Genomic DNA, 20,888 nt, shown 5'->3' with positions numbered 1-20,888 from the left:
GAACCGGCGTCGGGCAGCAGGCAGAGACAGCCTGCTTTTTCTATATCAAAAACAGACAGGTGCCAAACGGTACCGGAACAGGAGCGAAAAATATGTCAGAAGTATTAACAGGAACAACCAAGTGGTTTGATGCGAAAAAAGGATTCGGATTTATCACGGATCAGGACGGGATTGACTACTATGTCCATTTTTCCGAAATTCAGATGGACGGGTTTCGGAAGCTGAAAAATGGACAGGAGGTCAGCTTTGAAGCGGGGGAAGATGAGGAACATCGCTGCATTGCAAAGAATGTAGTAGTGAAGGAGTAGGGAAAGTGTGATGAGAAGGCTTAATCATTTCAGGGCGGCGGGAATCATGGCCGTCCTTTTTCTTATGTGTACCTTTCCTTCCTATGGAAATGAAACGGCAACTCCGTCCAATGTCGGCAGTTTTGTATCGGCCGGGCATATCCATGACTTGGTGACGGAGGAGACAGAGGCCACATGCCTGCTGAATGGAAGCAGGATTGTGATGTGCCGGTTATGCCAGGATTACAGGGAAGAAATAATCCTCCCCATGTTGGGGCACTGCGATGAGAAAGGGGATTTTTTATGCGACCGATGCGGCGTAGTCCTGGAACTGTTCCAAAAAGGAGAAAAACAGACGGTTAAAACAGACCTGCCAGGGGAATGGGAAGAAATGGCATTTACCTGCATTGATGAAGACTATAAGGGAGGTCAGCTATTTTTGGCAGATCAGGTGATTCCTTATGCACTTTGCTCCGGCTTTGGTTCGGGCACAGGGTATGATACATCCGGAGTCAGGGCCTGGCTGAACTTGCAGTTTGCCGATGGATTATCTGTTTCAGACCAGATTCTTCCCATCAGGCTGTCGGAGGGAAGTGACAGTATCAGTGACCGGGTATTTTGCCTTTCTCTGGCTGAAGTCAGAAGCGAACCATATAAAACCTATACATTAGGGAGCTGGGAACCGGAAGCAGGAAGCCGTTTTTATTGGACAAGAACTATGTCTTCCGAGAATCATGCGTATGTGGTTCAGTATAACGGACACATTGCAGCGGAGCAGACCACGACAATGGAGGCCGGAATCCGGCCAGCCTATGTATTAAAAAAGCCAGGTACGGATAGCACACAAGATCGTCTCTGGTATACCGGAGATGTACAGGAACGGAACATTGCCGGAATCACCTATACCTTCCGCTGCATTGATCCTGATTATATGGACGCAGAGAAAAAGCGAGGGGCATTGTTTCTGTGTGATGAGGTTATAGGCGGAGACCAGTCTGTCTATGATACAGGGAATAACAACTGGGGCGGCTCCGAATTGAGGCTTTGGCTGAACAACAATCTGGAGAATGAGGAGAATCTTATGGATACTGTAACAACAGTGCGTTACTCCTATTCCGGATCAACGGCCGGTTATGAGACCGCTCTGAACCGTTTTACAAAGGCAGCGGTTCGGTCCGGGTATTCTACAGATAAAATGTTCTGTTTATCTCTGGAGGAGGCGGTACGGTATCAGGATTTTTTGTGGAAACTCAATGGGGCCGACCATGATAATTATGTAAATGCCGGAACCTATACGATGGGTTATTGGCTCAGAACGCCGGTGACGGGAGGAAACAGGGCTTATCAGGTGTCCTGGGACGGCCGTATTTTGGCGGGGGAGGTAAGCAACCAGAGTATTGGATTCCGGCCGGCGTTTGTTGCGTATCAATCAGAATAAGAAATTGAGGAGGAAAACATGGATAAGAGAATAAAGAAGGGGTCAGCTGTTTTGACTGCCTGGACGCTGATTGCCATACTGGGCGTTTCGCCTGCTGGGGCGGCATTCCCATCTTATGCGTCGGTCATGGAACGTTCTGACCAGGAGATACATGCCGCAAGCAGTACAGAGTCACGAAGGACTCCCGAAAACATAGATACTGACCGGGAGGAAGGCCATGGTGGGGAATTGGGAGAAGAGCAGCCAGCAGAGGAGACGGTTAAAAATGAGGTGACCAATACAGAGGGAACGAAGGAAGAGGAGCCGGAAACCGAAGAGCCGGAAACCGAAGAGCCGAAAGCCAAAGAGCCAGAAGCAGAAGGTGAGGAGCTGCAGGAAGAGATAAGAACGGCAACCCCTTCCGAAGCAGTCCCCAAAGAGGAGGAAGTACAGACCGGCAGGGAACTTATGGAAGCGACGCCTTCCAATGCCTTAAAAATGACAGGAGATTTATGGGGCGGTATTGAGATGTCGGATCATTTTGACGGGGAGGGAACCGAAGAAGAACCTTATCATCTGAGAAATGATAAAGACTTGAAGCTTTTGGCCTATCAGGTAGCAAATGAGGAGGTTGACGGTTACGATGGCTGTTATTTTGAATTGACTAAGGATATCTCTTTAAATGACAGTGCTTCCTGGCTGCCAATCGGCTATTACAGAAGCCTGTCTGATTCGGAGCCATATCCGTTTAAGGGAACTGTGGAAGGGAATGGCTACCGGGTATATAATCTGAAAATCAGTGATACAAGCCAGAGTTATGCGGGGCTTTTCGGATATACATATGGCGCGGTTATCCGGAACCTGACCGTGGATGGGCAGGTAAATGCGGCAGATAAGGCGGCGTTGCTAGTTGGAGAAGCAAATGATACCGTGATTACAGAATGTAAGACACTCGGTCAGGTGCGGGCAGCCGGTGTCCTGGGCGGCATCGCCGGAGAGGCATATGACAGCATGATTTCGGATTGTAAAAATACAGGAAGCATTCTGGGCGGAACCGATATTTCCGGAAATCTGGAGGCTTATGCAGGCGGTATCTGCGGTTCCGCACATTCCACTTTTATCGGGGATTGTGTCAACGATACAAATGACAGCTACAGTTCTCTTTATTCGGAAGGCAGCGTGGGAGGCATCTGTGGAAATATCTATGACAGCCAGGTGTATAATTGTTATGTAGAAGGAAAAGTGGGAAGTTCATCTGCGGATTATATCGGCGGGCTTATAGGCCGTATGCAGAGCGGCAGGGTAAAGAATGGAAGGTTTGCCGGAACCATAGGAGCTTCCACTTCATCGGCTTTAAAAACAGCAGGTCTGTTTATCGGAGTGATTGAAGGCGGGAATGTGGAACTGGGGGACCATCTGGAATATCTTTATACGAATTCAGAGGACAAGTATGCACTAAACCCGTTTGGGAACAAGCTGACGCCACAAATTCGGTTAGAACACCATATCGGGGCATATTATTCCAACAACAGGGATTTTTCCCTGTACCAGATGGGCAGCTTTGTCAAACAGACCAGCCGATTTTTCTATGAGGAGCTGGAAGAGGGAGTATTGGCAATTGGGGACAGTAATATCCATCACTTTGCCGCCAGTAAGACCGGGGACCCGGTAAGGGGATATGCTGTTTCGGTTCCGGCCATAGATTATGGAACCTTATCCGTCATGGAATCCCAGAATAATTATGCGAAAGAAATCAACTGGGCGAACCCCGGGGCGATTGCGGCGGGGACCAAGGTGCTGGTTTATACAAGCCCAACCAATGATACGGAGAGCGATCCGCCGGTGTACTACGAGCTGGAGCCTGGTTCTTTAACCTGGGTGTCTGATGACAGCGGGAAACATGAGGACATTAATTCGGAGACGGCAGATATTTTCTTCACCATGCCGGACGAGAATATCACGGTATCGGCCAAATACCGGGCAATGACAAACGGGGTTATTTTAAGCCAGGATAACCTGACTTTTGAAGTGGAACAGATTAGAAGCGGCTCCCGTTGGAACCCGCAGATTGCTTGGAAGATTACCGATCCCCAACACCTGACAGCTACGGTTATTCCGGACTCCGCAGCCAATAAAAACGTAGTATGGAATGTGAAGGATACAGATGGTTCCTCCACGGATGTGATTTCTGTGGACGATAAGGGGACAGTCACCGTAAACCAGGAGGCAAAGTGGATTCAGGATCTGATAAAAGCCGGTGTGACGAACCAGGAACTCTACCCTTCCAAACCAATTACGACGGAAGGGAAAAATTATGCTTCGGTCACGGTGACAACAGAGGCAGGTCAGAAACGGGCCAGCTGTCTGGTAACGGTAAATTTTAAGATAACGGATGAAACCACGGTACCGGTGTCTAATATTACATTAAACCAATCGGAAATCAGCTTTGATGTTGTCCGGGTGCTGGAAGGAAACCGTCTGGAACCGCAGGTGGCCTATCGGGTAACGCCATCACAGAGGCTGTATGAGACTATCACGCCGGAGTATGCGGACAATAAAGCGGTCAGCTGGAAAGCAGGAGATGAAAATATGGTGACCGTGGACCGGGACGGGCTTGTAAGCGTCAATAATCAGGCAAGATGGATTGAGGATTTAGTAAATATGGATGCCGAGAATTTAAAGCAGAATCCCTATGCGGCGTCCATTGCGGGCGGCAGCCGCTCCACCTATGTGACGGCTACGACTGTGGATGGCGGGAAACAGGCGGTCTGTGCCGTGAATATCAATTTTTCTACCGAAGATCATACGGTTGTTCATGTGGAAGGAGTACAGCTGGATAAAAAGAACCTGACTTTTTCCATAGAAAGAATTATGGAAAGAGATCGTTTAAATCCCTCTGTCCGGTATGAGGTAACGCCGCCCCAAAAACTGAATGCAGTGGTGATGCCAGACCAGGCGGATAATAAAAAGATATTCTGGGAAACAAACGATGGCTCCGTATTGACAGCAGACCAGGGCGGAAGTGTGGAAGTGAACCAGGAGGCTGCCTGGATACAGGAACTGAAAGCCAGGGACGCTGCTAAATTAAAAGAAGACCGCTATGCTCTTTCCACGGCGTCCGGCAGCAAAAAGGGTTTTGTGACTGTGACAACGGAGGGCGGACAGCATAAGGATACCTGTGAAGTTGATATTACATTTACCACGACAGATCTAACGGTTGTCCATCCGGAAAAGGTACAGCTTGATAAAGCGGAACTTGTATTTGAGATTGAGCTTATAAAGGAGGGGAGGAGAAACAGTCCGACACTGACCTGGAAGATTACGCCTCCGCAGCAGTTGAGCGCGGTCGTTCTGCCGGAAGCAGCGCATAATAAGAATTATACATGGAGCGTCAGTGACCAGGATATGGTTAGTGTTGATCACGGACTGGTTACAGCCCGCCAGGAAGCCCAATGGATTCAGGATTTAAACGGGAAAGAGGGAAGTAAGGAAGCGGTTGTTATGGCAACGGCGGAAGATGGAGGGATTCAGGGAAGCTGTAAAGTCCTACTTCATTATAAAACAACAGACCGCACCTATTCCAGCTCCGGTTCCGGTTCTTCCGACGGAGGCGGTGGAGGAAGCTCTTCCGGTTCTGGCAGACCAAAGGCAGCCACGGAGGCAGGGCCTGCGGGAACCTGGATTCAGGACGGCACAGGCTGGTGGTTCCAGTACAAGGACGGCAGTTATCCGAAGAATATCTGGGTGCAGCTTGGCTACAATGGGAATTTGGAATGGTACCATTTTGACGGGACCGGTTATATGCAGACCGGATGGTTTACAGACATAGATGGAAAACGGTATTTTCTGCATAATGTCAGTGACGGGACCCAGGGCCGTATGATCACAGGCTGGAATCTGCTTGACGGGAAGTGGTACTACTTTAATCCGATATCAGACGGTACCTGCGGCGCGCTGTTTGTAAACCGCACCACTCCGGACGGATATACGGTGGGAGCAGATGGCGTATGGCAGCCTTAACTTCCAGTCATCTGTGATTTTTGTTGTATTGAAAACCGGTTTGGGCTATAATGAAGTTAGAAGATAACGGTTGTGATACAGCAAAAGGAGGTGTAATCCATGGAAGTATTAAGAGAAATCATAAACAGCGACAGGCTGAAAACCCTGTTTGCAGTGCCGAAGTCTATGGAGAATATGGACGTGGAGGTGATTGTGTTGCCACTTGCAGATAAAAGAAAACCGAGGAAAGAAGTCGATGTGGAGGCTGCCCTGAAAAGCATTACGGGGATAATCCGGGACGAAGGGATGTCTTTAGACGACTACCGGAATGAGAGGCTTGAGAAATATGCAGGTATTGATTGATACGAATGTAATTTTGGACGTTTTGATGCAGCGGCCTGGTATGGAATTTTCCGGACGGATTCTGCAGATGTCAGGGAAAAGTAAAATCAGAGGCTTTATATCTGCGTCTGCAGTAACGGATATCTACTATATTTTGAACCGTCAGATAAAAGACCGGGCCAAAACAGTAGAGGGCATAAAAACAATATTGAGCCTGATTGATGTGGCTGATGTAACCGGGGACGATATAAGGACGGCGCTGGACTGCGGCTGGAAAGACTTTGAGGACTGTGTCCAGCATCAGGTCGCGTCACATCACCATGCCCGATATATCATCACGAGGAACGTGAAGGATTATGAGGGCAGCGAGCCTCAGCCTGTCACACCGGAAGCCTTTTTGGAGGCGTTAAGTGAATAAAGAATATGCAAGATACCTGTTTGTGAGAGCGGGTATCTTGTTTTTTCTTGTACTTATGCTCTCTGAACATCGGGAAAAAAGGTGATAGTAAGCAGGAGAGAGATGTCTGACAAAGTGGTGGTGTGGGAAACAGATGGATTAACGGAAAAGAGGGAAGGCTATCAATCGCCGCTACCGTTTCACCAGCTCTGGACAGTAAACACGGATATTATCGGGTGGTTTTTTATCGAAAGTTCCGGGATAAACGGTCCGATTCTGCAGTCGGAAGATAATACTAAGTATTTGACAGCAGGATATGCTGGGAAAGCCAATCCGGCCGGAGCGTTCTTTCTTGATTATGAATGTGAGCCTGATTTTACCGGGCATCATAATATTATCTACGGACATAGTATGAAAAATGGGAGCATGTTTTATGATCTGATTAATTTTAAGAGGGAGTCTTATTTTAGGGAACATCAGGAAATCATAATTTATACCCATGAGAAGGAAATTTGCTTGCAACCAATCGCAGTTGTCTGTACGGAGGCAGATGGTAGAAGGAGAATTACAGATTTTGCTGATAGGACGGAGTTTCAAAGCTATGTTGCAGCTATGTTAGAAGGAGGAAAGTACAGGAAAGAATGGACGGGGGACGTTACGAGGCTCTGGTCCTTTGTCACCTGCAGCCATGAATTTGAGGATGCTAGAACTATTCTGTATGCCAGGGAGTGCGGTTCATAAAAATCTTGCAAAAGTCTTGTTTTTTTCTAATGCTGTGGACGCAGGGAAGTTCTGTTTGCTATGATGATGGTGAGAGGTGGATAAACGGTTCAAAAATCAAGCTGGGGGTGGATAAAGTGAAGAAATTAATGCGTATTACCACAGTATCACTAATTTTATCATGTGTGATGGCGGTTTCCGTATTTGCAGGAAAGTGGGCAGGTGACGACGGCGGCTGGAGATATGTTCGGGACGATGGAAGTTACCAGGGAGACGGATGGCTGGAGGATAAGGGGGAACGGTATTATATCTCCAATGGATATATGAAATTCGGCTGGATAAAGGACAATGGGAAAGATTATTTCATGGGGGTGACTGGAGCCATGTTAAGGGATACAGTCACGCCTGACGGGTTTAAAGTGGGAAGTGACGGAGCATGGCTTGGCCCGGAGTCCGTTGTGGATGAGCGGGTATTTACCACCCCGTATGATGATCACAGCTATTTTCTGGACGAAAACTCCCTTGCGCTGATCTATGATATGGAGACAGACTATGCGGAGGAGCTTGGCAGATGGGGGATGTCGGATATCCGCATTTTAGCCGCAGTCAGGGGCGTCTATCCGGTGAGTGCGCTGAATGAAAAAGAGGTGGCCGTCTATCAGAAAGCAGCAGAGTTCCTGGCTGGCTTTAACTATGGGCTGAGTGACAGGGAAAAAGCAGAGCGTGTATATGAATATATCCAGGAGCGGGCTGTTTATGACACAGGGGAATTTAAGCCGGATTCAGATACCATATATGGGGTGCTGGTTCTGGGAAAATCGGAATGTGTGGGATTTGCCAGGACGTACAAGCTACTGAGCAATGCGGTTGGGCTGCGGTGCGGCATCAGTAATAATGCTGCCCATGCATGGAACAGCGTGATGATTGATGGGGAATGGAAAGGAATTGACGCCTCCGCAATAGGAACCTCTCCTTCATTCTATTTAGACCGGAGACAATTTTCCTGTCCGGTATGCGGCACCAGTTATACATTTGGAGCGAGAGAATCGGCATGGACCTGCCCGGTCTGTGGCATTGAGTACGATAATCCCAATTTTTAGTGAGGCGTAATTCTCAAACTCAGCGTCTGTAAACAATATAATATGAATGGAAAAACACATCCAGACAGAGAAAACTGCCGGATGTGTTTTTTTATGCGGAAATAAAGGAGGACATACGTTTGAAAACAGGATATTTTCCTAGAGGCAGGCAATTAACAGCATTCCTGCTTGCGGTTGTGCTTTCCTTGCTGCCGGTTCTGTCAGTGGAGTTTGGCGCTTTTACATCCTGGGCGGATGGAGAGGGAAGAGGGGAGACATACACTTATTATGGAACTCAGAATCTATTAAAGGAAGGAGCCAGCTTCCCGTTCTACGGCAAAGACCATAACCGGGTTGGCTTATGGCCGTATGGAATCACAAATGCCAGTGATTCGGGAAACAGTGCGCCTGGCTATTGCCTGGAACCGAATAAATCCATGAGAACCAGAACACAGGGGACTTTCCATTCCTATGACCTGGATAAAGACGGGGATAATCTTCCTTTGGGGCTTACCCGTGAAACCGCAGAGATTTTGTGGTATGCGCTTTCCTCTTCCGGTAACTTTGAAGGGTATCAGGAGCGGGCAGGAAAGGTCAGTCAGGGCCATTATATTCTTGGACAGGCAGCTACCTGGGCAATCATGAGCGGAAACTGGAATGGGCTTGAAGACTTCCAGGATCAGATGGAGGTGCTGATTGCCAATATTAAAGATCCTTCGGTGGCAGCACAGACCAGGGGAGCATTGACGCAGTTTTTTAATCAGACGAATGGAGCGGTAGAAGAGGGGGCTATTCCCAGCTTCACCTCAAAGTACCAGACCGATGCGCCTGTCCACAAAATGGAGAAACAGGATGATGGTACTTACAGTATTTCATTTGAGATAGACAGCAGCGATTGGCGGCAGACGGAACTGGAGTATGAGCTGCCTCTGACCTGGAGCTATAAGATTTCAGGAAATCAGATTACGTTCACCTGTACCAATGGAAATCCAGATATCGGATTTGTAAGAGGGCGTTTTAAAGAAGGCTCCCTGGCCGCTCAGTATTGGATTAAGCCCAATACATTTAAAATATGGTATCCGGACGGCTGGACAGAGGGCAGCGCTACAGAAGGAAAACAGGCCATGATTACCATGGCCGGCGAGGAAGAACCTTGGGAAGTGTGGCTTCAGTTTGGCAAAGACGGCACCACAATTACAAGCGGACGGTATGAAATACCTTATGAGCGGCACGAGCATGAGGAGACATTTAAGCGAAACTATAAAATAGAACTGATTAAATATGATTCGGAAACCGGGAAGCCTTTGGAAAATTCAGATTTTGAAATATTAGAGCAGTTTGACTTTGGGCAGCTTGACGGGACAAACCTGGAGGTAGATCAGTTTTGGGAGGACAGTCCTTTATCAGAAGGAAGATTTGATTCTCTTACTGTATGTGCAGACCGTATCACCACGGACCAGCAGGGGCATTTGGAGCATTCCGATTTAAAAAAGTACGACTATTACAAGACGTATTGTAATGGTCATCCTGACCCCATCATTGAGTATTACGAGGCAGACGGCGATGCGGACGAAGAGGAGCAGGAGGAAATTGACGCGAAGAATGAAGAACTGGAGCGGGAAGCCTGGGAAGCGTGGCAGCAATGCGTTGACTGGTGTGAGGAGAACTGTGACTTTCATTCTTTAGATGAGGGGGTAGCCCGTGACGCGCTTGAGGAGGATCGGGACGAGGCATGGGATACCTGGATTCATTTGGAGAGGGTATATACGGCAAGGGAGATTAAGGCCAGGCTGGGGTATATTCTCCATGACCTTCATAATGATGATATTCCAGTTGATATTGTAGCCTTTTCTTCCTCTGAGGCAGGCGGGAAAGGGACTGTAATCGGAACTTATCCGGGAAATAAAAAAGGAGAGGAAACAGAACTGTTCTATTTGAACCCGGGTGCAGACACGGCAACCCCATCAGAGGCGGCAGATCAGTCAGGGGAACCGAGCATATCCTTACATGAGATTCCTGTGGTGCAGGCAGTGGCAACCCCATCTGAGGCTGAGAAGCCTGAAAAAGAGGAAACTGACAAAGAAACAGAGCAGGAGGAAGCTGAGGTTGAGAAAGATTTAGAAGAGGAGCTGGAGGAGGACATCGGGGAGGCTACTCCAAGCAATGCCAGGCGGATGAAACTGGAGATATTACGCGGCGAGGCATATGCAGAAGAAGGAGAAGGCGGATCCTGGACCTGGGACGGGGTGATGTATGACAGCGAGGTGCCGCCTGTTAATCAGGGCGATTATTCCCATTCAGACACTGGATATCTGTTTGAAATATATGACCACCGGACAGAAGGACAGATTCATATTAATAAAAGGGATCTGGAATTATATCAGGAGGACCTGCCTCGAAGCATTGAAACGGAAGACAGTGCAGGACTGATGGAAAACAGGCCGAAGGATACTGGCGGCAGCTACGGAAAGACCCAGGGAGATGGAACACTGCAGGGGGCCGTCTATGGCTTGTATGCTTATGAGGACATCATTCATCCGGACGGTTATACCGGAACCGTGTTTACAGCCGGCGATCTGGTGGCCGTGGCTGCAACTGATGAAAACGGAAATGCTTCTTTTGTTGCAATTACAGAAGAATCTGATACCAGCAAACAGGCGCCCAATCTCTATGAGGAGAACGTTGAAAATAACGGAAACCAGTGGATTGGCCGTCCGCTCCTTTTAGGCAGCTATTACATAGAAGAGATATCAAGAAGCGAGGGGTATGAGCTGTCACGGGTGGGGATTCACCTATCAGAGTCTAACCGTACCGGGACAACCTTCCCAATCTCAAAGTCAGGTTCAGTCAGCGCTACGGATTTAAACCACCGGATTAATGAGTATGATGGCAGCTGGAATGATTTTACCGTGACCTATTTTGACACTTCTGGTTATGAGATTAAGGTGTCCGGTTATCCGGAAGGCTCAAAATTCTACCGGGTAACGGGAGAGGAGAAGACCTCAGAAGAACAGGTGATTACCGGAACGCAGCGGATTGAGAAGCGGGATTCCAATGGAAATATCATTTACAAAATGGCAGAAGGAGGGGAATATAAATACAATCCTGACGGAACCGTGAAATTAAAGTTTGATGAGGAGGGAGAGCCAGTCTATGAAACGGAACCGATGGAATTTACCTACGATGCCGTCAACCGCCTGAATATCGGTGTTGCGGCAATTGAACGGGAGGACGAGAGCGATCCGGATATTGAGGCAGCGGAGGAGATTGATAAAGCGTATGTAAAAAAGCAGGCGAATGAAGCACTCCTCTATTCGGGGTATAAAGACAGTCTGGACGGATATCCCTGGGCAATTCTAGAGCTTGGCGGGGAGACCAATGAGCAGTTTATTGGGGAAATTCTGGAATACTGTGCTTCTGATTCGTTCTGGGATGCCTACCGTGTGGACCGGGTTTATGAGGAAGACGGTGTCTGGAAAGCAATTATACGCTATGGATATAAGGCGCTGAGTGATACGGCAATTTATGACAGGGCATCAGACCGCCTGGTTGTAAAAAGCACCTGTGACACAGGCTTTTTTTATGCCATTTATGAAGAGGACGAATTTGTCCGGAATGGGTATCGGTTCACTGTGGGAAAAAAGGCAGTAAGAGAGCCGGTTAAGCAGGGCAAACCATTGGTGGTGGAATACATATATCCGCAGGCAGCTGATACCTATGAGCCAGGGGAAATCATTCTGGATCAGGAAGGAAATCCAATACCGGAGATGGAGACTATCCCGGTGTACGAAACGGTACCGGTATTCCAGTATGAAGAGAAGCTGGAAGAAATCAAGGCAGAGTTTGACCAGTACAGCGGGCTTTATACGATAGATATCGACACTTCAGATGTGAACTGGGAGACCCAGGGAGGTTCGCTTACCGTTACATACCGGGCGCAGGCGCCGGAACAGACTATCGTGATAGATGGCATCCAGATGGACTACGGCGATTATGTGAGGCAGTATGAGAATGCCGCTGTCAGTGTCTTTACAGAGAAGGAGGCGATTGCAGAAGGCTCCTATATCAAGGAAGCTGTACTTTTGTATCCTGGCCAATATCGGGTAGATCAGGACGCCGGCACCAGGGACAATCCAATCATTGTCACTCAGCGGGTGATAAAGCAGGCAATCAAAGTGACAAAGGATATCGCAGAGGATTCTTATAAGGATACCAATACCTATAAAATCCACAGAGACCCCTTCACAGTGCTTTTTGGCGGATTTAATAACCGACCGGAGGCAAAAACCATACCAGGCTTTTTGTTTAAGCTGTATCTTCGGAGCGATTTGCTGGAAACGGGACTTTTAAAAGAGACAGAAAATGGAATTTATGATTACGAAACCTTTTTTAAAGAATATCCTGAGTTGGGGGAACTGCTTGCCGTGGAGTGGGACGATCCCCGGTATGATGTGGATTTTGACCTTAAAACACTACATGCCAGCCGCGGCGGCGGGAAGGACGATTACTGGGGCCAGAGTATTATGCTGCCGTATGGCGTGTATGTCCTGGTGGAACAGCAGCCAACGGAGATTCCCGGCAAGCACTACGAGATTGACAAGCCAAAGGAAGTGGAGATACCGTTTGTCCCTCAAATAGAGGAGGATGGGACAATCCACGACAAAACACCGTCCCCTGAGTATTTTTATGATGTAGAACTGACGCCGGAAGAACTGATGGAACGATACTTCATACGATTTAATGAGGAGATACACACCATCAAGGCGCATAATCATGACGGGGATTTCCTGGTGTTTAAATACGGTCTGGAACCGGACAGCGCAAGGGACTGTGGGAATGAGGCGGTGGCCGGGTATTACCGCTACAAAAGTATCAGTGAAGATCACGGGCAGCAGGACGGTGTATATTATGATGTCTATCTGGACCGGGACGGAAATGTAACAGATTACGGGGTGACGCTTGACGGCGTGGATACCATGACCGGAATCTCCACTGCCATAGACCGTAAGTATGCAAAAGCACTGGTTCCATGGAGTGTGTTAGACCCCAGATATGGGGAAGTTATCAATGATAATGGAGATATCGGAAACCGGGAGCCTGGTCTGGAAAAAGACGGCTCCTTTAATTTTATCAGCTTTGCCAACATGGATTTTGAAAATGAGTTTTACGGCTCCCGAATCCGCATTGAAAAGCTGGACAGTGAAACTGGTGAGAATATCCTGCATGATGGAGCCTTATTTAAAATCTATGCGGCCAGGCGGGATGTGGAAGGAAGCGGTACGACTGGAGTGGAAGGAACTGGAGACGTCCTGTTTGATGAACATGGGGTACCGCTCTATGATGAGACCGAACAGATTATCATGCGTGATGAAACCGGGGCAGAGGTCGGAATTTTTAAGGCATACAGCACGGTCCGGGACGGTGAAGTAGAGCAGGAAGACGGGAGCCTGAGCAATGAGAAACAGTACGTCGGTTATATCGAGCTGCCACAGATGCTTGGAGCTGGCTGCTATGTCCTGGTGGAACAAAATCCGCCGGAGGGTTATGTGCGCTCCAAACCCGTTGCCATCGAGCTTTACTCTGATCTGGTGGAGTATTATGAGGACGGAGACGCAGGGAAGAAAGTGCCGGCGGTTAAGTACCAGTATGTGAAAGCCATTGGAAAAGACGGGAAACCGATAATGGAGGATATGCACCAGATGGTGGTAAAAGACCGGCCAATCCGTGTGGGGATCCATAAGGTAGAGCAGGGAACTGATACTATTACCTATCGGGTTCAGGGAGATGAAGAACAGTTAAAAGAGAGAGGCGATGTAATCCTCTATTACTGGTCAAACGGCGAGTATGCCGGGTATGGCTATGCCACAAAGACCTATGATGAGTGGTCAGCCATCACGGTATCCGGAACGGAGGAAGAGTTGAAGCAGATGGGCAATGTGCGGCTTCTTTATGAGGAGGACGGCACGTTTACAGGGAAGGGAATCCGATACAACACTTACGTTGGAAATGCAACACTTACCATGTATCAGGGACTTCGGGTAGAGAAGACCGGAGAACATGAGTACAAAGGGGTCACGGTAAAACGCAATATGTTTGATTCCGTCCTCGGCATAACGGCAAGTGAAACCGGAGCTGATATCGATATCAGGATTACAGAACAGGACGCGCAGAAAAACGATATCTGGGATATTACAGAGGAAAAGAACCCGGTTGTACCGCTCTGGTATTTTGATCTGGAGTATGATCCGACGGAGTACGATGAGGAAAGCGGTATCCTGTATGGCCTTGACGACTGGGAGAATCGCATCTGTATGCTGGATTCCGAGACTGGTATGGCTTATGTAACAGATGAAAAGGGAAATATCATCGTGTGGCCTCTGGATAAAAACGGCAATAAAATCATTTCCCAGTCTGTAGAGATTCACAGGGACGAAGAGGGAAGGGAGACGATTAACTCAAATTTGGAGCCGGTTGTTGATGAGAATGGTTTGCCCATCTATTATAAAAATGGCGGGGTGACCATGACGGACAATGAATGGGTGACAACAACAGAGAAGAAGGCCCATGAGATTACCAGGGTACCGGCGGGAGCGTACATACTGGAGGAGACCGTGGTGCCGTCATCGAAAGGTTATGTCCAGACCATGCCAATCGGTATGCTTGTAAATGAAATCACGGAGACGCAGTCTTTCTATCTGGAAAACGACTTTACGAAAATCGAGATATCTAAACTTGACATGACATCGAGAAAAGAGGTAGAAGGGGCAGAACTGACACTCTATGCGGCCCACAAGGTTTATGATGACTCGGAAAAGGGCTGGCATTTGGAAATTACCAGAGATCAAGAGGAGAACCCCAGAGTCCAGGAGCAGTGGATATCCGGGTATGAATACGATGACCGTGGAAATCTGAAACTGGACGGGAATCATAACCCCATCAGGACTACGAAGCCGCACTGGATTGACCATATTGCGCCCGGCGATTATATCTTGAGGGAAACGAGGACGCCTACGGAGGCCGGATATGTGACTTCCGGTGAGGTGGAGGTCATTGTTCTGGAGACTGGGGAGATACAGGGGGCTGTCATGGAAGACGACCATACCGCCGTTGAAATCCTTAAAACAGATTCCAGAACCGGGAAAGCGCTTGCCAATGAGAACCCAGCGGTACTTGCACTTTATCCAGCGGTGCTTAATGAACAGGGGGAGCCGGAATATGATGAGAATGGGCAAATCCGCTATAACCCGGAGACGCCGTTTTATAAGTGGACCACCGACGATGGAAGGGAGGTCCGAAAAACAGCGCATCCGGTCATTACAGAGGGCGGTCATAGTTATATTGCTTACGATTATGACATAAAGCCGGTTCCCGGCAGTGTCCAGACTGTATGCTATGTGACAGAAACAGGAGCCATGCATTTTGACTATATGCCAGTGGGCAAATATGTGCTGGTAGAGGAAGACGTCCCGTCCGGCATGAAGAAAGCCGTCCCCATTTATATTCCTGTTTTAGATGTTGGGTCAAAAACCAGAACCCAGAGCTTTACCATGGTGAATGAACCGATTACCGTTCTCTTTTTAAAGACCGGAGCGCCGGGCGGAAAAGTTATTGCAGGGGCAGAGCTGGCTGTCTACAGGGCGGGTGAGGACGGGAACCTGACAAAGCATAACCGTTACGATGAAGCGGGAAATCAGCTTTTCATTACGGATACGGATGGGAACTTCATCTATGATCAGAATGGAAACTTAATTCCTTCCGTGGATTACGAGGAAAGCGACCTTGTGGAAACCTGGATATCCGGTTCCGATGGAATCTATACTGAACAGGATCAAAAGGAGGGACGGATACCAGACGGATTTGGAGCGGGCGATTTGAAGCCTTACAAAATAGAAGGGCTGCCCCGGGGGATTTATTACCTGGTAGAAAAACAGACCCCATTCGGTTATGTCAGGGCGGAGGAGATAAGGTTTGAATCCGTGGAGAGCAGCCAGGTCATTGAGATTGAAATGGTTGACAAGAGAATCAAAGGGCGGCTGGTAATTACAAAGGCCGATGCGGAAAATCCGGACAAACCGCTGGCCGGCGCAGCATTCAAACTTACGAACGTGGATAAAAATACAGCCACTATCCTGATTACAGATAAGAACGGGTATGTAGAAAGCAGTGACATGCCAATCGGTGAGATGAGTGCAGACGGCTCTGTGAGCTTATATACTTTTAAGGTGCAGGAAGTAAGCGCTCCGGACGGATATTTGATCGATCCGGCCATTCATACATTCCAGTTTAATGTTAAGACAGACCGGATAGAGGTTATCACGTACCAGTATGAAGTGACGGACCAGGCGAACTCTGTTGAGATATCCAAAAAGGATTTAACCTCAAAGGAAGAGGTTCCGGGTGCGCTGCTTGAAATCCGTCCGGTCCGTATCAAAACGGACGAATCAGGGAATGAGATAAAAGAGGAAAGCGAGGTATTTGAAAGCTGGAGGTCATCCACGGTTCCGCATGTAATAAAGAACATACCGGCAGGACATTATGTGCTGATTGAAAAGGAAGTGCCGAACGGATATCTGCAGGCCGAGAAGGTCTATTTTGAAATCAGAGAAAATATGACGGCGCCGGAACATGTGGAGATGTTTGATGAGCATATCACGGTGGAGATTGAGAAGCTGGATCAGGATACGGAGGACTTCCTTCCTGGAGCCAGACTGCAGATGATTGAAAAGAAGACTGGCCAGGTGGTGAGGGAATGGACATCCGGTGAAAAGCCAGAACGGTTTATCGCCCTGCCTGTCGGTGTGTATGAAATCCGGGAATTGGAAAGCCCGGAAGGTTACCAGGTGATGGAGCCGGTGGAAATTACAGTTTTACCCACCGCAGAGGTGCAGACCTATACTGTCCGGAATTATCCAATTCGGGTAGTGATTGAAAAGGTGGACAAGGAGACTGGGGAGCCTGTAAGCGGGGCAAGGCTGGAACTGCTTGATGAGGAAAAAAAGGTAGTGAGTAAGTGGGTAACAGGAAGTGAGCCAATGGTATTTACCGGTCTGCGTGCGGGTGTCTATTACATAAGAGAGACGGAGGCTGCAGACGGATACCAGCTTTTACAGGAACCAATAAAGATTATAGTTACGGATACCGCCGGGGCGCAGACATTCCAGATTGAGAACCAGAAGATAGAAGTGGAGATTGAGAAAGTAGACGGTGAAAACGGACAGATCCTCTCTGGAGCTAAGCTGGAACTTGTGCGGCTGCCGGAGGAGGAAGCAATCAGACAGTGGGTATCTGCCAGCAAGCCGGAGGTATTTAAAGGAATCTCCGCTGGGCGCTATCTGATTCGTGAAGTGGAATCACCGGACGCCTATTTAAACATGCCGCCGATGGAAATAACGGTCACGAATCAGGAAGGCGTACAAAAATTCACGATCCAAAATTTCCCGATTCGGGCAGAGATTGAGAAAGTGGATGGAGAAAGCCATGAGCCGGTAGCCGGAGTCATGTTAAAGCTTGTGAGAGAGGACGGTACCGTAGTCCGTGAATGGATGACGGATGGGACTCCGGAACGCTTCTCGAAGCTGGAAGCTGGTGATTATCTGATTTATGAGACCAGCGAAGCAGATGGCTACCAAAAACTCAAAGAGCCGGTAAAGATTACGGTAACAAAGGATTACAAAATCCAGGTATTTACCATTGAGAACCATAAGATTGAGGTGAACATTGAGAAACTGGATAAAGAAACGAAAGAGCCGGTTGTCGGAGCGGTACTTCAGTTAATCAGGAACCGTGACAGCGCGCTGGTGAAGGAATGGGTTTCAGGAGCGGAATCAGAGCATTTTACCGGTCTGGAAAAGGGATTTTACACCATAAAGGAAGTACAGGCTGCAGAGGGATATATGCTTTTGCCGGAGCCGGTTATCATTGAAGTGAGAAATGAGGCCGGGGTACAGAACTTTGAAGTGCTAAACCAGAAGCTGGAGGTAGATATTCAGAAGACCGACGGGGAAAAACCGCTTCCGGGCACGAAGCTGCGTCTGGTCCGCATGGACAATCAGGAAATCATACGGGACTGGATATCCGGGGAACTGCCGGAGGTCTTTAAGGGATTGGCTCCCGGATTATATGAAATCCATGAATTGGAGCCGCTTCCAGGATATCAGATGGCTTCACCGATTACGATTGAGGTGAAGGAAGAGCTGGGGAAACAGTATTTTGAGATGGAGAACAGACAGATTGAAGTACATGTGGAGAAAGTGGATTCAGAAACGAAAGAACCTGTGGCGGGAGCCATGCTTCAGCTATATTCCCACCCGGGGACCATGTCTGAGAAACTGGTTGAGGAGTGGGTGACTGATGGAACGATGAAGAGATTTGCAGGGCTATTTGTCGGTGATTATGAAATCCGTGAAAAGAGCAGCCCCGATGGATATGCTACGATGGAGCCGGTAAAGTTCCGGGTGACTGATGAGCCTGGTATCAAAGAAGTTACCGCTGTGAACCAGAAAATCCAGGTGGGAATCAGCAAACAGAATGGAAAAGATCATAAGCCTGTACCTGGTGCAAAATTGCAGATGGTGCGGGAGGCTGACGGCCAGACTGTACGCGAGTGGGTTTCAGGCAATAGTCCGGAAACTTTTAAAGGGCTGGCAGCGGGCCGTTATGTAATCCGGGAGGTGGAAGCCCCGGCAGGGTTTAAGAAGATGGAGCCGGTTACGATTGTGATTAAGGACCGGGCAGACAAGCAGGAGTTTACGGTTTACAACTATAAGATTAGGCATACACCGGATACCCCGGACGATGAAAATCTTCATGACGAGTACGGTAACATCTCCAAAGTAGATGCAACCACCGGAGATAAGATTGCCGGAGCTACCATTACCATCTACAATCCGGACGGCAGCGTTTATTTTACCGGCGTATCCGATCGGAACGGCAATGTGCGGTTTAAGAAGCCAAAGCCGGGAGTTTACACCTTCAAAGAGACTGTCGGGCCGGAAAATTATTATGTGAATACGGCTGTCTTTCAGTTCACGGTAGAAGAGGACGGCAGGATTACAGGGGATAACACGGTGAAAGATTATAAGAAGAATCCAGTTGTGATCCAGAAGGTGGATATGGAAACAGGTGCCGGGCTTGCGGGGGCTGTTATCCAGATTCTTGACCATGCAGGGAATGTGATATTGGAAGGGACAACGGACAGTGAAGGGAAACTTTCCTTTGTTCCAGTAGAACCGGGAATATACCAGTACCGGGAGATTACTCCGCCAGAAACCTACGAGCATAATCCAACGGTATTTACTTTCCAGGTATTTGAGGACGGAAGTGTGATTGGAGATTGTGTGTTAAAGAACAGCAGGCATTATGGAACCATAACGGCAGAATATCAGTCAAAGCTGGGAGGAAAGGGGGAAGTTGTGTTGAAAGGACTGGAGGACTTACCTAAAACCGGTTATGGGGAAGAAGGATCTCATCATGGAGCAGAGATGGTCCTGTTCTTCCTTGCGGTCACTGTGCTTGCCCTGGCATTTAAGAAACGCCGTCTGATGAAGCAGGGCTGTATGGTTCTGATGGTTGTGCTTTTTCTGGCAGGAACCAGCAGGGAGGCTTATGCAGCGGAGGATATTTACCGGGAGGAACAGTATGTTACAACCGACAAGGAGGAAAAGCGGGATAATTTTGCTCCGGATATCGTAGTTGATGGAGTTTCTTACCGCTTGGAGGAAGTGCGGCATGAGATTCTTGGGCAGCGCCCGGCGAAACCTTCTGGTAAGGAACGTATTACTGTATACAGTGACGCTTTCTTGGAAGATACAGATGAAAAACTGATACCGGCGCAGGAGATTGTGCGAGATGGCTGTATCTATGAGCTGCAGGGGTATACGAAAGAGAAGACCGTAATATCGGCTCATGAAGAACTGGCAGAGGATACCGTACTTTACGAAGCTGTGGAGGCTGCGGATACGATACCGGAAAAAGTATCCATCACGGTGACGGACGAGAGAACCGGGCAGCAGATAGAGCGAAGTGTCTCTCTTTCCGAGTATACATTTTCTGATCGAAGATGGGAGGACGGGTTTGAGTTCCATGCCGTGTTCCATGAGTATGGGACGCCGGGGTATCATTTGGAGGATGTGATCATCCCCCACAATGATGAGACACCGGAGCTTGCCGGATATGAAGAAGAACTGCTGCAGCTTATAGGGCTTGATAAAAAGAGCTATGAAATACAGCAGATGGAGTGGGCCGGGAGCGCTTATCAGGATCCGGAAGGAATCACCTGCCGGGACGCCCTGATTACAGGACGGAAAATGATTGCTGACTGCAGCGCTGTCTACCGCGGCAATGTGATGTTTGAGGAGGAGGACGGCTTTTGGTATGAGGCGGAATACCTGACAAAAGATTTTTTGCAGAAACAGGAAGTCGAGTATCAGGTGAAGGCAACTGCCGTCTACACGCCGCAGAAGAAGCCCAAAGTGCCAATAGCTGTTATCGGGGCGGGAAGCTTACTTGCCGCCTCAGCGGGCGCAGGCGGCATTTATCAGGTAAAGAGAAGACGGAAAGGAAAACAAGCGAAAAAGTCAAAAATAAGTTAGAAATACGGTTCACCTGGCAGGGGATGTTTTATTACACTTATTTCATAACCATGATCT

Annotated in this window: 8 protein-coding genes; all 8 read left to right on the top strand. The window is 48.4% G+C overall.

The genetic code is table 11. From position 1 onward, the window contains the following. Positions 1-92: 92 nt before the first annotated feature. The 8 genes from CLOSYM_RS09760 to CLOSYM_RS09725 all read left to right on the top strand — a co-directional run bounded on the left by CLOSYM_RS09760 (position 93) and on the right by CLOSYM_RS09725 (position 20,831). Positions 93-308, top strand: coding sequence for a cold-shock protein (locus CLOSYM_RS09760; RefSeq protein ID WP_021641999.1), 216 nt, complete (start codon positions 93-95; stop codon positions 306-308). Positions 309-318: 10 nt separating this feature from the next. Continuing rightward, positions 319-1,725, top strand: a complete 1,407-nt coding sequence (locus CLOSYM_RS09755; protein ID WP_021641998.1) for a DUF6273 domain-containing protein — start codon at positions 319-321, stop codon at positions 1,723-1,725. Positions 1,726-1,743: 18 nt separating this feature from the next. Next, on the top strand, positions 1,744-5,724 hold the full coding sequence (locus CLOSYM_RS09750) for an Ig-like domain-containing protein (RefSeq protein ID WP_021641997.1): 3,981 nt from the start codon (positions 1,744-1,746) through the stop codon (positions 5,722-5,724). A 99-nt stretch (positions 5,725-5,823) separates the two neighbouring features. Beyond that, positions 5,824-6,066 carry a hypothetical protein gene (locus tag CLOSYM_RS09745; protein ID WP_021641996.1) on the top strand — a complete coding sequence of 81 codons (243 nt, stop codon included), beginning with the start codon at positions 5,824-5,826 and terminating at the stop codon, positions 6,064-6,066. Beyond that, a complete protein-coding gene (locus tag CLOSYM_RS09740; protein ID WP_021641995.1) occupies positions 6,050-6,463 on the top strand; it encodes a PIN domain-containing protein in 414 nt (137 codons plus the stop codon). Before CLOSYM_RS09745 ends, CLOSYM_RS09740 begins: the two co-directional genes overlap by 17 nt. Positions 6,464-6,565: 102 nt before the next feature. Beyond that, entirely contained in the window at positions 6,566-7,183 is a 618-nt protein-coding gene (locus tag CLOSYM_RS09735) for a class B sortase (protein ID WP_021641994.1), read from the top strand. Between the two features lie 116 nt (positions 7,184-7,299). Then, complete coding sequence (locus tag CLOSYM_RS09730; RefSeq protein WP_147296737.1) at positions 7,300-8,262, top strand: transglutaminase domain-containing protein; 963 nt, start codon at positions 7,300-7,302, stop codon at positions 8,260-8,262. A 119-nt stretch (positions 8,263-8,381) separates the two neighbouring features. Beyond that, positions 8,382-20,831 carry a SpaA isopeptide-forming pilin-related protein gene (locus CLOSYM_RS09725; protein ID WP_044902318.1) on the top strand — a complete coding sequence of 4,150 codons (12,450 nt, stop codon included), beginning with the start codon at positions 8,382-8,384 and terminating at the stop codon, positions 20,829-20,831. Positions 20,832-20,888: the final 57 nt, after the last annotated feature.

Source organism: [Clostridium] symbiosum ATCC 14940 (assembly GCF_000466485.1).
Classification (GTDB): Bacteria; Bacillota; Clostridia; order Lachnospirales; family Lachnospiraceae; genus Otoolea; species Otoolea symbiosa.
The sequence above is the reverse complement of the archived record's forward strand: the minus strand, read 5'-3'. Positions and strand labels throughout refer to the sequence as shown.

Coding starts and splice junctions, on each gene's coding strand:
- CLOSYM_RS09740 (WP_021641995.1), top strand. CDS start 6,050: ATGCAGGTATTGATTGATACGAATGTAATTTTGGACGTTTTGATGCAG.
- CLOSYM_RS09745 (WP_021641996.1), top strand. CDS start 5,824: ATGGAAGTATTAAGAGAAATCATAAACAGCGACAGGCTGAAAACCCTG.
- CLOSYM_RS09750 (WP_021641997.1), top strand. CDS start 1,744: ATGGATAAGAGAATAAAGAAGGGGTCAGCTGTTTTGACTGCCTGGACG.
- CLOSYM_RS09760 (WP_021641999.1), top strand. CDS start 93: ATGTCAGAAGTATTAACAGGAACAACCAAGTGGTTTGATGCGAAAAAA.
- CLOSYM_RS09735 (WP_021641994.1), top strand. CDS start 6,566: ATGTCTGACAAAGTGGTGGTGTGGGAAACAGATGGATTAACGGAAAAG.
- CLOSYM_RS09755 (WP_021641998.1), top strand. CDS start 319: ATGAGAAGGCTTAATCATTTCAGGGCGGCGGGAATCATGGCCGTCCTT.